Here is a 13,244-nt window from a genome sequence, read left to right on the forward strand (position 1 = left end):
AGCGACTGGCTGTTCCGGCTTCCCCGCCAACCGAGCCGATGCTAGGGCTGGCCGTCATGCAATCATGAAGGATCGCCCCTTGGCCGGAAATGCTCGCCCCCTGATCGAAATCTGCGTCGAAGGCATCGATGGACTGCTGGCTGCGCAGGCCGCCGGCGCCGACCGGGTCGAGCTCTGCGCCAGCCTGGTCGAAGGCGGCATCACGCCCAGCCTCGGCACGGTGCGCGCCGCACTCGAGAGCGCGACCATTCCCTTCCATGTCATCGTGCGGCCGCGCGGCGGCGATTTCCTCTACAGCGAGGCCGAATACAGCTCGATGCTCGCCGATGTCGCAGCGCTTCGTGACCTCGGCGTCGCCGGCGTCGTTGTCGGTTGCCTCGATGCCGACGGCACCATCGATGAAACCCGCATGGGCGCGCTGGTCGATGCCGCCGGTCCGCTCGCCGTTACCTGCCACCGCGCCTTCGACATGACGCGCGACCCGGCCGAGGCGCTGGAAGCGCTAATCCGCTGCAAGGTCGGCCGCGTGCTAACCAGCGGCCAGAGGGACACCGCGGTGGAAGGCGCCGGCCTGTTGGCGGATCTCGTCCGCCAGGCCGACGGCCGCATCATCATCCTCGGCTGCGGCGCGCTGGACCCCGAAAACATCGCCGGGGTGCTGGCATCAACCGGGCTGACGGAACTGCATTTCGCCGCGCTCAAGGACGTACCGAGCGCCATGGCCTACCGCAACCCGCAAGTCGGCATGGGCGGCACCGATCTCGACCGCGAGTATCGCACCACAGTCACCGATGGGGCGCTGGTTGCCGCGACGATTGCGGCGGCCAGAGCATGATGAGCGAAGCCGTGAGTGGGCCGTCGCCGATCAGCCGTGTCTCGCCTCAGGACGAAGCGGCCATCCTCGCACTCAACAACGAGCACGCCGCCGAACTGTCATGGCTCGAGCCCGAACGGCTGTCCTTCCTTCTTGGCGAAGCGTTTTACGTCAGGCGCATCGGCGCGCTCGAAGCCTTCATCATGACCTTCGACCAGGATGCGCGCTACGACAGCCCGAATTTCCTCTGGTTCCGCGAGCGCTATCCACGCTTCGTCTATGTCGACCGCGTCGTCGTCGCGGCGCAAGCGCGCGGCCGCGGCCATGCCCGCCGGCTCTACGAGGATCTGTTCGGGGAAGTCGCACGCGCGGGCCACAGCATCGTCACGTGCGAGGTGAATGCCGAACCGCCCAATCCGGCTTCGGACGCCTTCCATGCCGCGCTTGGCTTCGCCGAGGTCGGCGACGCGGTGATCCATGGCGGCAAGAAGACCGTGCGCTACTACCTCAGGCAGATTGCGGGCTGACGCATCGCTGGCTGATGATCGGCAAGCAGATCGCCACGGCAGCATAAGATTAGGAGTCCGTAGCCCTCACCAATTCCGGTTCAGCCAGGCCCGCGCGGGCTTCTCGACCAGATAGTAGCTGCATAATGCACAGGCGAAGACAGCCGCCAGCATCGGGATCGGTGCACTGCCCTGCTCGGCGACGAATTTGTAGAAGGGCTGTTGCCAGAGATAGAGCGAGTACGACCATAGCCCGATCATCACCATCGGCCTGGATGAAAGCAGGCCGGTAAGATGCCAGTTGCTGGTGTCCAGCGTATTGACGGCAAGCGCCAGCAACGGCACCGCCAGTAGGTAATGGATCGGCGTCGGCACCGGATCGAGGAACAGCAATATAGCCGCCGCCGCCGACACGAGGCTGACATAGGGGCTCGTCAGGAATGCCGGCAGCCGGTCATCGTGCTTGAGCAGGCAGATCGATGCCGACAGCAGGATCGAGGCGATATGCACATCGGTGCGCCAATAGCTGTGCTCGTAATCCATGCCGAGTGCCCAGTACGAAATGGCGCCATTGGCCATCGCCAGCAGCGACAGCGTCACCAGCAGCCGAACGACATTACCCCGCCCGGTCACCACCACGCTGATCAGCGCCAGGATGATGTAGGCATGCTCTTCCACGCATAGCGACCAGATGTGGTCGAGCGCGCCGGCGCGGGTGATGAGAATTCCGGCATAGTTGTAGGTGAATGTCAGCGCCGTCAGCGCCGCCTTCCATTTGAAGCCGATAAAGGTGCCGGAGAGCCCGATCATGGCTGATGTCACGAACACCAGCAGCGCGGGATAGATGCGCGAAAAGCGGCGCTTGAAGAATTTTTTCAGCGGAAAGCGTTCGATGAACAGTATCTCGCCCATCAGCCGGCCTGAGAGCACGAAGAAGAACTCGACGCCGAGCACGCCGAGATTGATCCCGGGAACGGGGAAGAAATGGCCGATCAGCACCAGTGCGATCGAAAGCCCGCGCCAACCATCGAGATAGGCCAGTCTTGCTCTGGCTGCTTTGTCGGCTGTGGCCCGCGGCAGGGCAACAGACGCTGCGGAGATGTCGGCCATGCCGATCCTCTACGACGCAAGATCTTGGCGCAGCTCACACCGCCGCGCGCAGAATCCACCCCGTGTTCCGCCAAGCTATACATATTGCAGTGCAATATCAGATTGTGCAAGTGCGAGAATGGGGCTGGGCAGTCCCTTGGGAAGTATGCGCCTGTTCTTGCACGGGAATTACCTGAAACAACGGATTTGCGCGTGGCAGCGAACCCGCAAGGACTGGGCAGTTACAGCCCGCCACAGACGAACAAAGGGGCCGCGATGGCCCCTTTCCTTGTCAGTAGCTTTATGATGTCAGGCGTTGGCTGCCGCCACCGCGCGCTTGGCCATCACGGCGATCAAATTGGCACGGTATTCGGCCGAAGCGTGGAGGTCGGTCATCAAATTCTTCGCCGGCACTTTCACGCCGTCGAGCGCCGATGCGGCAAAATTCTTCGCCAGTGCTGCTTCGATCTCCTTCGAGCGGAACACACCGTCATCGCCGGCGCCGGTAACGGCAACGCTGACCCCGTCCTTGCCCTTTGCCACGAACACGCCGACGATCGCATAGCGCGAGGCCGGGTTGCGGAATTTTTCGTAAGCAGCCTTGGCCGGCGCGGTAAAACTCACCGCGGTGATGATCTCGCCTTCTTTCAGCGCCGTTTCGAACAGGCCGGTGAAGAATTTCGCGGCTGAAATCTCGCGCTTGTTGGTGACGATGGTGGCGCCCAGCGCCAAGAGCGCCGCCGGATAATCGGCGGCTGGGTCGTTGTTGGCGACCGAGCCGCCGATCGTGCCCTTGTGGCGCACCGCCGGATCGCCAATCAGCGACGCAAGGTGCGCAAGCGCCGGACAGGCCTTCCGCAGCTTCTCGTCATTGGCGACGTCGTAATGGGTTGTGGCGGCGCCGATGGTGACGGTCTTGCCCGACACCTTGACGCCTTGCAGCTCCCTGATCCGCGACAGGTCGATCAGGTCGGACGGTGCGGCGAGCCGCGTCTTCATCGCCGGGATCAGCGTCATGCCGCCCGACAAAAGCCTGGCGTCGCCGCTCTTCACCAGCTTGGCGGCGTCGGCGACCGAGGCGGCGCGGTGGTAGTTGACTGCGTACATGGGATCCTCCCCTGAAGTGGTTAGGCAGTAGTGAGTAGTGAGTAGGGAGTAGGGAGTAGGGAATAAGGACGCTGTCATCTCCGGTAATGCCAATTCCCTACTCACTACTCCCTACTCACTCATTTCTTCGCCCTAATCGCCGCCCACACCGTCGACGGCGAGGCCGGCATGGGGATGTCCACAATCCCCAAAGCGTCGGTGATGGCGTTGATGACCGCTGGCGGCGAGCCGATGGCGCCGGCCTCGCCACAGCCCTTGATGCCGAGCGGATTGCTCGGACACGGCGTGTTCGAGGTCGACACCTTGAATGACGGCAGGTCGTCCGCGCGGGGCATGGTGTAGTCCATGTAGCTCGCCGTCAAAAGCTGCCCGCTATCGTCATAGTGAGCGCCTTCCAGCAGCGCCTGGCCGATGCCCTGGGCGATGCCGCCATGCACCTGGCCCTCGACGATCATCGGGTTGATGATGTTGCCGAAATCGTCCGCGGCGACGAACTGGACGATCTCGGTCGTGCCGGTTTCCGGATCGATCTCGACCTCGCAGATGTAGCAGCCGGCCGGGAAAGTGAAGTTCGCCGGATCGTAGAAGGCGGTTTCCTTCAGTCCCGGCTCCATGCCTGCCGGCAGATTGTGAGCGGTGTAGGCGGCAAGAGCCACCTGGAACCAGGGCAGGCTCTTGTCGGTGCCGGCGACCTTGACCTCGCCATTCTCGATGACGATGTCGCCCTCGTCGGCTTCGAGCAGATGGGCGGCGATTTTCTTGGCCTTGGCCTCGACCTTGTCGAGCGCCTTGGCGATTGCCGACATGCCGACCGCGCCCGAGCGCGAACCGTAGGTCCCCATACCCATCTGCACCTTGTCGGTGTCGCCATGGACGATCGAGACCGAGTCCAGTGGCACGCCAAAACGCTGGTTGACGAGTTGCGCGAAGGTCGTCTCATGGCCCTGACCATGACTGTGCGAGCCGGTCAGCACCTCGATCGTGCCGACGGCATTGACCCGCACTTCGGCCGATTCCCACAGGCCGACGCCGGCGCCGAGCGAGCCGACCGCCGCCGACGGCGCGATGCCGCAGGCCTCGATGTAACAGCTCATGCCGATGCCGCGCAGCCTGCCTTGGTTGGCGGCGGCAGCCTTGCGTTCGGCAAAGCCGGCATAGTCGGACGCCTTTGTCGCCGCATCGAGCGAAGCGCCATAATCGCCGGCGTCATAATTCATGATGACCGGCGTCTGGTGCGGAAACTCGGTTATGAAATTGATGCGCCGCAACTCCGCCGGAGAGACCCCAAGTTCACGCGCGGCGGTCTCCATTGTCCGTTCGAGCAGATACGTGGCTTCCGGCCGCCCTGCCCCGCGATAGGCATCGACGGGTGCCGTGTTGGTGTAGACGGTGCGCACATTGGCGTGGATCGTCGGGATGTTGTACTGGCCCGACAGCAGCGTCGCGTAGAGATAGGTCGGCACGCAAGACGAGAACAGCGACATGTAGGCGCCGAGATTGGCGATGGTGTCGACTTTGAAGCCGGTGATCTTGTTGTTCTTGTCGAACGCCATTTCGACCGTCGAGACATGGTCGCGGCCATGTGCGTCGGTGAGGAAGCTTTCGGTGCGGTCGGCGACCCATTTGACCGGCACGCCGGTCTTCTTCGACGCCCAAAGGCAGACGATCTCTTCGGGATAGATGTAGATCTTCGAGCCGAAGCCGCCGCCGACATCGGGCGCAATGACGCGCAGTTTGTTTTCCGGTGCGACATTGTAGAAGGCGCTCATCACCAGCCGCGCGACATGCGGGTTCTGCGACGTCGTCCAGCAGGTAAAATGGTCCTCGGCCTTGTCGTAATGGCCAAGGGCCGCGCGCGGCTCCATGGCGTTGGGAACCAGCCGGTTGTTGACGATCTTCATGCGGGTGACATGGGCCGCCGCCTGGATCGCCGCGTCGGTCGCCTTGGCATCGCCGATCTCCCAGTCGAAGATAAGATTGTCCTCGGCTTCGGCATGGACCTGCGGCGCACCTTTTTGCAGCGCCTTGGTGGCATCGACCACCGCCTTCAATTCCTTGTAGGTGATCTCGACCGCTTCGGCCGCGTCGCGGGCCTGGCCCTTGGTTTCCGCCACCACGATGACGACCGCGTCGCCGACATAGCGCACCTTGTCAACGGCCAGCGGCGACCACGCGCCCATCTTCATCGGCGAGCCGTCCTTGGAATGGATCATCCAGCCGCAGATCAGGTTGCCGATGCCGTCGGCCTTGAGCTCCTTGCCGGTCAAGACGCCGATGACGCCGGGCATCGCCTGCGCTCGTCTGACGTCGATCTTCTTGATCTGAGCATGCGCGTGCGGGCTGCGCACGAAAGCGGCATGCTTCATGCCGGGAACCACCATGTCGTCGACATAACGGCCGGCGCCGGTGATGAACCGTTTGTCTTCCTTGCGCACGACCCGAGCGCCGATGCCTTCAATGCCCATAGGAATTCCTCCGGAATAGCGAATAGTGAGTAGCGAATAGTGAACAGTGAGTAGGGAATTGTGCTCGGAGCGGTTCGGCTAAACCGACTACTCGCTATTCACTATTCACTACTCGCTTCTTTCTTACGCTGCCTGTTTCGCCCTGCCCTTCGGCACCTTCGCCATCGTCTGCGATGCGGCGAGGATCGCCTTGACGATGTTGTGGTAGCCGGTGCAGCGGCAGATGTTGCCTTCGAGCTCGGCGCGCACCGTCGCCTCGTCAAGGCCTTCGGGATGGCGCGCGATCATGTCGGTCGCCGTCATGATCATGCCCGGCGTGCAGAAGCCGCATTGCAGCCCATGATGTTCCTTGAACGCGGCCTGCATCGGATGCAGGTCGCCGCCATTGGCAAGCCCTTCGATCGTCACCACGGTCGACCCGGAGGCCTGCACGGCCAGCATCGAACAGGACTTCACCGCCTTGCCGTCGACATGCACGACGCAGGCGCCGCATTGAGAGGTGTCACAACCGACATGCGTTCCGGTGAGACCAAGATTTTCGCGCAGGAAATGAACCAGAAGCGTTCGGTCCTCGGCAGCGCCGCTGATCCGTTTTCCGTTCACGACAAACGAAACGTCCGACATGCATCCTCCCTGGGTATCGACCTTGGTAGTCATGCTGCCGATGCGGCTTTGGCGCTCGGCCATGCGCTATTGGTACACTGCAAAAAGCGCAAAAAACACACGGCGCTCATTGTACTTTCGGTCATGGAGAAAACGAAAATCATGGGCCTGTCCGCCCCATTGCCAAAGAGCGAATAGGGGGCAACAATGCCCTCGACGCCAACGCGCCGAGAGACATAAAACGGGCGCGCGCAGGAAGCGTCGGAGGATATCGGGAGGAAGCCTCTGGCCAGTTCACGGACGAGCTATGCATCCGGTCTGTCGGCGCTCACCACCGACGAGCCCGACGCCGATGCATTCGCCCTCGCGGTCGCCGTCGAGGCCGCAGCCATCGATGCCGGCTTTGCCCTGCTGTTCTTCTCCCAGAGCCTGTTTGACGCGAGCGTCCTTTCGCAAGGGCTGAAGACCCACGCGCCGACGCTGGCCTACGCCGCCTGCTCGACCGCCGGCGAGATCACCCCCCAGGGCCTGGAGGAAGGCCATGTGCTGGCGCTGCTCTTTCCCTCCGCGTCGTTTTCGGCGGTCAGCACCATGGTCGACAATCTCTCCTCGTCGGGAATGGACAGGATCACTGATGAAGTCGAGGGCTTGCGGCGCCTGCTGCGCGGACGCACCGGCAGTTGCCATGCCAAAAGCACCTTCGCGCTCTGCTTCATCGACGGCCTGTCCTTTGCCGAGGAAGCTGTAACCTCGGCCATCCATTGGGGGCTGGACGACATCCCGCTGATCGGCGGTTCGGCGGGCGACGATTTGAAATTCGAAACCACCAGGCTGATTTCGAACGGCAAGGTTGCGTCCGACAGCGCCATCATTGTGCTGATCGCCACCGAGATCCCGTTCCATGTCTTCAAGACCGACAATTTCATCCCCACCGACGAGAAGCTGGTGGTGACGGCATCCGATCCGGACCACCGCACCGTGCGCGAATTCAACGCCACCAACGCGGCTGAGGAATATGCAGCCTCGGTCGGCATCGTTGCGCAGAACCTGACGCCGATGAGCTTCGCCTCGCACCCGGTGGTGGTGAAAGTGGGCGGCGAATATTACTGCCGCTCGATCCAGAAGATGCATGCCGACGGTTCCCTGTCTTTCTTTTGCGCCATAGACGACGGCGTCGTGCTGTCCATCGCCCAGCCCAAGGACATGGTGGAATCCACGCGCGCCGCACTGCGCGACGTCGAGCAACGGCTCGGCGGCATCGACATGATCCTCGGCTTCGATTGCGTGCTGCGCCGGCTCGACGCCCGCAACCGCCAGGTGTTCCGCGACATTTCGGAGCTCTACCGGGTCAACAATGTCATCGGCTTCGGCACCTATGGCGAACAGTACCGTTCGATGCATCTGAACCAAACCTTCACCGGCATCGCCTTCGGCGAACGCCAGGCGGCGGAATAGCGCATGCCGCTAAGGGACATCAACGACGTCGACAGGCTGAAGAAGATCAACGCCGCTCTGGTCAGCCGCGTCGAGCGCTCGATGGACCAGCAGGGCAACGCCTTCTCGCTGTTCCAGACCGCAATTTCACTGGAAAACCGCGTGCGCATGCGCACCGAGGAACTGCACTCGACCTTGCGCCGGCTGGAACAGTCGAACATCGACCTCAGCGCCGCCAAGGAAAACGCCGAACTGGCAAACCTGTCCAAGACCAGGTTCCTGGCCGCCGCCAGCCATGACGTGCTGCAGCCGCTGAACGCCGCCCACCTCTCCGTCTCGGCGCTGGCCGAAGTGCAGACCAGCGACGAGGGCAAGAAACTTGTCCGTCAGGTCGAGCGCTCGCTGGAGACCATGGAAGACCTGTTGCGCACGCTGCTGGACATTTCCAAGCTCGATGCAGGTGTGGTGCAGCCCGACATCGGCGATGTCAATCTGGAGACGCTGTTTTCCTCGCTGCGATCGGATTTCCTGCCCGTGGCCGAGATGAAGGGGCTGGCGCTGAAGTTCCGCCCGGTCAGCGCCGTGGTGCGTTCGGACCGCACGCTCTTGCGCCGCATCCTGCAAAACATCCTGTCCAATGCGCTGCGCTATACCCCTTCGGGCGGCGTGCTTGTCGGCACAAGGCATCGCGGCGATAGCATCCGCATCGATGTCGCCGACACCGGCTGCGGCATTCCCGACGACCAGCGCGAGGCGGTGTTCGAGGAGTTCCATCGCGGCTCCGCCATTCCAGCCGACACCGGAATCTCCGGCGGCGGGCTGGGCCTGGGCCTTGCCATCGTGCGGCGCATGGCCGCCGCGCTCGGTCATCCCGTGACGTTCTCCTCGAGGGTTGGGCGCGGCACCATCTTCCACATCGACGTGCCGGTCGGCATCGGCGCCAGCGCCGACGCCATCGCCAGCCTTGCCGAAATGGAGCGGCCGCGCGGCTACGGCCTGTTCGGCACCAAGGTGCTGCTGGTCGAAAACGACGCCGACGTGCTGCAGGCGATGACTTTCCTGCTCGAGCGCTGGCAGTGCCTGGTGCGCGCCGCGACCTCGACCGAGGCTGCGGTCAGCCTGCTTGGCGACACCGACTGGGTGCCCGACATCGTCATTGCCGACCAGCATCTCGACGACGGCGACCTCGGCACCGCCACCATCGCCGAAGTCCGCGATTATCTCGGCCGCGCCGTGCCGGCGCTGATCGTCACCGCCGACGGATCGGAGGCCGTCGCCAAAGCCGCCCGCGCCGCCGGCATCGAACTGATGCGCAAGCCGCTGAAACCGGCGCAGCTAAGGGCGCTGCTGGCGCATTTGCTGGCTTAGAACCAACTGTGCAAATCGGAAAATCTGGACGCCGAGGCAGCTGGCGAAGGAGAAAGTGCACAGTCACCATAGCTCAAGTGCAGGTAGCTCAATGATAGTGATAAGACATATTTATAGCAGGGACCTTTTGGTTGAAGGAAAAATCTTGGACCTTTGGGATTTGCCAAGCCAGTCCAACATTCATGTGAACATTCGGGTAACTATCGGCTTTGAGGAAAACAATTTTGAGGAGGTTTTTGATTCTGCAATTATCACCGGAAGTCTAGTCAAAGAACTAATCGACGACTCTGCCATCGCGCCGTATGGCGGAAAGGTCTTTAAATACAAGGAATTCGAACCTGTTTCTATAAAATCGGATATCTATCGAAAGATATTTAGCTGCGACAGAATTGATTTTCGAGATAGTATCTCTGAGCTTTCAAAGATCATGGAATGGGATTTCGAAGGGATGTAAACTATCCCTCTGGTGTAAGAGTTTCGAATTACGGTGCGAACTACGGTGATTTTCTAGGCGCCCCTCAAAACCCCGCCTGATCCCGAAACAGCTCCGCATTGTCCAGCTTCGACACCTCGATCACCGCTTGCGTGCGGCTGTAGACGTTGAGCTTGCGCAGGATCTCCGAGACATGCGCCTTGACCGTGGTCTCGCCGACCTGCAGCTCATAGGCGATCTGCTTGTTGAGCAGGCCCTGGCGCAGCATCTGCAGCACGCGCAACTGCTGCGGCGTCAGTTTCGCCAGCCGCTGCACCATGTCGGCGCGGTCGGTGCTGTCGGCGTCCGGCGGCTGTCCCTCATAGTTTTCCGGCACATAGATCGCGCCCTCCATCACCGAACGGATGGCGGCGGCGAGATCGCTCTTGCGCGCCGATTTCGGGATAAAGCCGGCCGCGCCATAGGACAGCGCCTCGGAGATGATCTTCGGCTCCTCATAACCCGACACGACGACCACCGGCAGCCGCGGATGGCGGGTCCTGAGCTGCAGCAGCCCGTCGAAACCATGGACATCGGGCATGTTGAGATCGAGCAGCGCCAGATCGAACGGTTTTATCCCACCCAGAAGATCGAGTGCCTCGGCGATCGAGCGCGCCTCCACCGTGTCAACTTCGGGATAGGCCATCTGCACGGCGCTGTGCAGCGCCTCGCGAAACAGCGGATGGTCGTCGATGATCAGGAACCGGGCGCGATCGTTGATTGCTGTCATGGGGCTCGTTTCAGTCCTCCCGGGCACGATACTCCCGCTGCCATAGTCAGCTTATTGGCAAATAGTCTATCGCCATCTTAACCCGGCAGGCGGAGCCGTCGCTTTTGCGGAGGCCCATGCCTTGCCCGGCGGTTCAAATCGGTCAAATGTGCCGGCAGATGAAGCAGAAAGACCGCGCATGACTGAATTCGTCCTCCCCTTGCCCGCTACCCCGTCGGTCGCAATAGAAGGCTCGCCGGCCCGATTTGCGGTGCGCCGCATCTTCTGCGTCGGCCGCAACTACGCCGCGCACGCCCGCGAACTCGGCAATGACGAGCGCGACCCGCCTTTCTTCTTCACCAAGCCGGCCGATGCAGTGGTCGATTCGGGCACGGCGATCCCCTACCCGCCGCTAACCAAAAACCTGCATCACGAGATCGAGCTGGTCGCGGCCATCGGCAAGGCCGGCTTCCGCATCCCCCGCACGCAAGCGCTCGACCATGTCTGGGGCTACGGCGTCGGCATCGACCTCACCCGCCGCGACCTGCAGGACGAGGCCAAGAAAGCGGCGCGACCGTGGGACTGGTCGAAAGCTTTCGACCGCTCGGCGCCGTGCGGCCCTCTGGTCCCTGCGGCGCAATCCGGCCACCCGCAAAAGGGCCGCATCTGGCTCGCCGTCGACGGTGCGGTGAAACAGGATGGCGACCTCGCCGAACTGATCTGGCCGATCGCCGATATCGTGTCGATCTGCAGCGAGTCGGTTGCACTACAACCGGGCGACCTGATCTTCACCGGCACGCCGGCCGGCGTCGGCGCGGTGGCGCCGGGCCAGACGATGACCGGCGGCGTCGACGGCATCGGCACGATCGAGATCACCATCGGCCAAGATCCCATCGGCCAAGATCCCATTGGCAAGTCGTGATCCGATGAGTGACCTCGTCCTCCACAACTACTACCGCTCCTCCACGTCGTACCGGGTGCGCATCGCGCTGGAGATGAAGGGGCTGACATATGACTACGTGCCGCATCATCTGCGCCATGGCGAGCACCTGGAGCCGGCCTATCTCGCGGTCAATCCGCAAGGGTTGGTGCCGGCGCTGATTCTGGAGGGCGGCACGCTGCTGACGCAATCGCTGGCGATCATCGAATATCTCGACGAGACCAAGCCCGAACCGCCGCTGCTGCCCAAGGACGCGCTCGGCCGCGCCCACGTCAGAATGCTGGCGCAGATGATTGCCTGCGACATCCACCCGGTGAACAATCTGCGCGTGCTGACTTCGCTGCGCACTTTGTTCGGCGCTGGTGATCAGGACGTCGTCAACTGGTTCCGCCATTGGGTGAACGAAGGTTTTCAGCCGCTTGAAAAGATTCTGGCTTCATCGGCCGAGACCGGCACGTTCTGCCATGGCGATACGCCGGGGCTGGCCGATATCTGCCTGGTCGCCCAGGTCACCAACAATGCCCGCTTCGGCGTCGACATGACGCCCTACCCCGAGATAGCGCGCATCCACGCCGCCTGCATGGCGCTGCCGGCCTTTCAGAAGGCGGCGCCAGAGAATCAGATAGATGCCGAGTAGCCGCACATTGCCGGAGCAGAGCACGGAGAGTTGCCGATGAAAGCCGTCGTCTTCGAAAAATTTGGCGAAGCGCCGACGATCCAGACCGTTCCCGATCCGAAGCCGGCGCCGGAAGGCGTCGTTATCAAGGTCGAGGCGACGGGGCTGTGCCGCAGCGACTGGCATGGCTGGATGGGCCATGACGAGGGCATCACGCTACCGCATGTTCCGGGCCACGAACTGGCGGGCGTCGTCGTTGCCGCCGGCAAGCGGGTGACCCGCTGGAAGGCCGGCGAACGTGTCACCGTGCCCTTCGCTGTCGGCTGCGGCCGCTGCTTCGAATGCACATCCGGCAACCACCAGGTCTGCGAGCACCAGACGCAGCCCGGCTTCACGGCCTGGGGCTCGTTCGCCGAATATGTCGCCATCGACCATGCCGACACCAACCTCGTGCGGCTGCCCGAGGAGATGGAATTCGCCACCGCTGCCAGCCTTGGCTGCCGCTTCGTCACCTCGTTTCGCGCCATTGTCGACCAGGGCCGGGTGAAGCCGGGCGAATGGGTGGCGGTGCATGGCTGCGGCGGCGTCGGGCTGTCGGCGATCATGATCGCCAGCTCCATGGGCGCCAATGTCATCGCCATCGACCTCACCGACGAGAAGCTGGAGTTTGCCAGGAAGATCGGCGCGGTGGCGACCATCAACGCCTCGACCACGCCGAACGTGGTCAAGGCGGTCAAGCAGATCACCAATGGCGGGGCGCATATGTCTATGGACGCGCTCGGCCACCCCACGACATCCTTCAACTCGATTGCCAATCTGCGCCGGCGCGGCCGCCACGTGCAGGTCGGCCTGATGCTGGGCGAACATGCCCGCCCGCAAGTGCCGATGGACAAGGTGATCGCCTTCGAGCTGGAAATCCTCGGCAGCCACGGCATGCAGGCCTACCGCTACCCCGCCATGATGGAGATGATCCGCACCGGCAAGCTCAAGCCCGAACTGCTGGTCGGCAACAAGATCAGCCTTGATGAGGCGCCGGCGGCGCTGATGGCGATGGGCGGGTTCGAGGGGATTGGCATTGGGGTGGTGACGAAGTTCTAGGGCGGAGTCGCCCTCCACCACCA

General features: G+C 62.7%; 13 protein-coding genes. 8 read left to right on the forward strand and 5 right to left on the reverse strand.

Going from position 1 to position 13,244, the window contains the following annotated elements; all coding sequences use genetic code 11:
* Positions 1–64 precede the first annotated feature (64 nt).
* Both NKH54_RS27060 and NKH54_RS27065 read left to right on the forward strand, forming a co-directional pair.
* Positions 65–835 (forward strand): copper homeostasis protein CutC, encoded by a 771-nt coding sequence (locus tag NKH54_RS27060; protein WP_023735276.1) that lies wholly within the window; start codon positions 65–67, stop codon positions 833–835.
* Positions 835–1,341, forward strand: coding sequence for a GNAT family N-acetyltransferase (locus tag NKH54_RS27065; RefSeq protein ID WP_023746795.1), 507 nt, complete (start codon positions 835–837; stop codon positions 1,339–1,341). The genes NKH54_RS27060 and NKH54_RS27065 overlap by 1 nt, the downstream gene beginning before the upstream one ends.
* A 66-nt stretch (positions 1,342–1,407) precedes the next feature.
* Here NKH54_RS27065 and NKH54_RS27070 read toward each other — a convergent pair whose 3' ends face one another.
* The 4 genes from NKH54_RS27070 to NKH54_RS27085 all read right to left on the reverse strand — a co-directional run bounded on the left by NKH54_RS27070 (position 1,408) and on the right by NKH54_RS27085 (position 6,605).
* A complete protein-coding gene (locus NKH54_RS27070) occupies positions 1,408–2,430 on the reverse strand; it encodes an acyltransferase family protein (protein WP_023735274.1) in 1,023 nt (340 codons plus the stop codon).
* A gap of 288 nt (positions 2,431–2,718) precedes the next feature.
* On the reverse strand, positions 2,719–3,516 hold the full coding sequence (locus tag NKH54_RS27075) for an FAD binding domain-containing protein (protein ID WP_023739056.1): 798 nt from the start codon (positions 3,514–3,516) through the stop codon (positions 2,719–2,721).
* A gap of 119 nt (positions 3,517–3,635) precedes the next feature.
* Complete coding sequence (locus NKH54_RS27080; RefSeq protein WP_353029368.1) at positions 3,636–5,981, reverse strand: xanthine dehydrogenase family protein molybdopterin-binding subunit; 2,346 nt, start codon at positions 5,979–5,981, stop codon at positions 3,636–3,638.
* A 123-nt stretch (positions 5,982–6,104) separates the two neighbouring features.
* Positions 6,105–6,605, reverse strand: coding sequence for a (2Fe-2S)-binding protein (locus NKH54_RS27085; protein WP_023681712.1), 501 nt, complete (start codon positions 6,603–6,605; stop codon positions 6,105–6,107).
* 297 nt (positions 6,606–6,902) lie between these two features.
* Between NKH54_RS27085 and NKH54_RS27090 the strand changes: the two genes are divergently transcribed.
* The 3 genes from NKH54_RS27090 to NKH54_RS27100 all read left to right on the forward strand — a co-directional run bounded on the left by NKH54_RS27090 (position 6,903) and on the right by NKH54_RS27100 (position 9,840).
* A complete protein-coding gene (locus tag NKH54_RS27090) occupies positions 6,903–8,039 on the forward strand; it encodes an FIST signal transduction protein (protein ID WP_031200506.1) in 1,137 nt (378 codons plus the stop codon).
* 3 nt (positions 8,040–8,042) lie between these two features.
* Positions 8,043–9,386 carry an ATP-binding response regulator gene (locus NKH54_RS27095; protein ID WP_023741535.1) on the forward strand — a complete coding sequence of 448 codons (1,344 nt, stop codon included), beginning with the start codon at positions 8,043–8,045 and terminating at the stop codon, positions 9,384–9,386.
* Positions 9,387–9,531: 145 nt separating this feature from the next.
* On the forward strand, positions 9,532–9,840 hold the full coding sequence (locus NKH54_RS27100; protein WP_198020708.1) for an Imm8 family immunity protein: 309 nt from the start codon (positions 9,532–9,534) through the stop codon (positions 9,838–9,840).
* Positions 9,841–9,904: 64 nt separating this feature from the next.
* On the opposite strand, the gene NKH54_RS27105 is transcribed toward NKH54_RS27100, so the two are convergent.
* The gene (locus NKH54_RS27105) at positions 9,905–10,588 is read right to left on the reverse strand and encodes a response regulator (RefSeq protein WP_023681717.1); all 684 of its coding nucleotides are present in this window, start codon (positions 10,586–10,588) and stop codon (positions 9,905–9,907) included.
* A gap of 178 nt (positions 10,589–10,766) precedes the next feature.
* Here NKH54_RS27105 and NKH54_RS27110 point away from each other — a divergent pair, with 178 nt between their 5' ends.
* The 3 genes from NKH54_RS27110 to NKH54_RS27120 are packed head-to-tail and all read left to right on the forward strand — an operon-like array spanning position 10,767 to position 13,221.
* Positions 10,767–11,489, forward strand: a complete 723-nt coding sequence (locus NKH54_RS27110; RefSeq protein ID WP_353029369.1) for a fumarylacetoacetate hydrolase family protein — start codon at positions 10,767–10,769, stop codon at positions 11,487–11,489.
* 4 nt (positions 11,490–11,493) lie between these two features.
* On the forward strand, positions 11,494–12,144 hold the full coding sequence (maiA, locus tag NKH54_RS27115) for a maleylacetoacetate isomerase (protein ID WP_353029370.1): 651 nt from the start codon (positions 11,494–11,496) through the stop codon (positions 12,142–12,144).
* Between the two features lie 36 nt (positions 12,145–12,180).
* The gene (locus NKH54_RS27120) at positions 12,181–13,221 is read left to right on the forward strand and encodes a zinc-dependent alcohol dehydrogenase family protein (protein ID WP_353029371.1); all 1,041 of its coding nucleotides are present in this window, start codon (positions 12,181–12,183) and stop codon (positions 13,219–13,221) included.
* The last annotated feature ends 23 nt before the right edge of the window (positions 13,222–13,244 follow it).

The organism is Mesorhizobium sp. M1004, from assembly GCF_040318795.1.
Taxonomy (GTDB): Bacteria; Pseudomonadota; Alphaproteobacteria; order Rhizobiales; family Rhizobiaceae; genus Mesorhizobium.

Excerpts from the sequence above, each read along its gene's own strand:
- NKH54_RS27060 (WP_023735276.1), top strand. The coding sequence starts at position 65 with ATGAAGGATCGCCCCTTGGCCGGAAATGCTCGCCCCCTGATCGAAATC.
- NKH54_RS27065 (WP_023746795.1), top strand. The coding sequence starts at position 835 with ATGAGCGAAGCCGTGAGTGGGCCGTCGCCGATCAGCCGTGTCTCGCCT.
- NKH54_RS27070 (WP_023735274.1), bottom strand. The coding sequence starts at position 2,430 with ATGGCCGACATCTCCGCAGCGTCTGTTGCCCTGCCGCGGGCCACAGCC.
- NKH54_RS27075 (WP_023739056.1), bottom strand. The coding sequence starts at position 3,516 with ATGTACGCAGTCAACTACCACCGCGCCGCCTCGGTCGCCGACGCCGCC.
- NKH54_RS27080 (WP_353029368.1), bottom strand. The coding sequence starts at position 5,981 with ATGGGCATTGAAGGCATCGGCGCTCGGGTCGTGCGCAAGGAAGACAAA.
- NKH54_RS27085 (WP_023681712.1), bottom strand. The coding sequence starts at position 6,605 with ATGTCGGACGTTTCGTTTGTCGTGAACGGAAAACGGATCAGCGGCGCT.
- NKH54_RS27095 (WP_023741535.1), top strand. The coding sequence starts at position 8,043 with ATGCCGCTAAGGGACATCAACGACGTCGACAGGCTGAAGAAGATCAAC.
- NKH54_RS27105 (WP_023681717.1), bottom strand. The coding sequence starts at position 10,588 with ATGACAGCAATCAACGATCGCGCCCGGTTCCTGATCATCGACGACCAT.
- NKH54_RS27110 (WP_353029369.1), top strand. The coding sequence starts at position 10,767 with ATGACTGAATTCGTCCTCCCCTTGCCCGCTACCCCGTCGGTCGCAATA.
- maiA (WP_353029370.1), top strand. The coding sequence starts at position 11,494 with ATGAGTGACCTCGTCCTCCACAACTACTACCGCTCCTCCACGTCGTAC.
- NKH54_RS27120 (WP_353029371.1), top strand. The coding sequence starts at position 12,181 with ATGAAAGCCGTCGTCTTCGAAAAATTTGGCGAAGCGCCGACGATCCAG.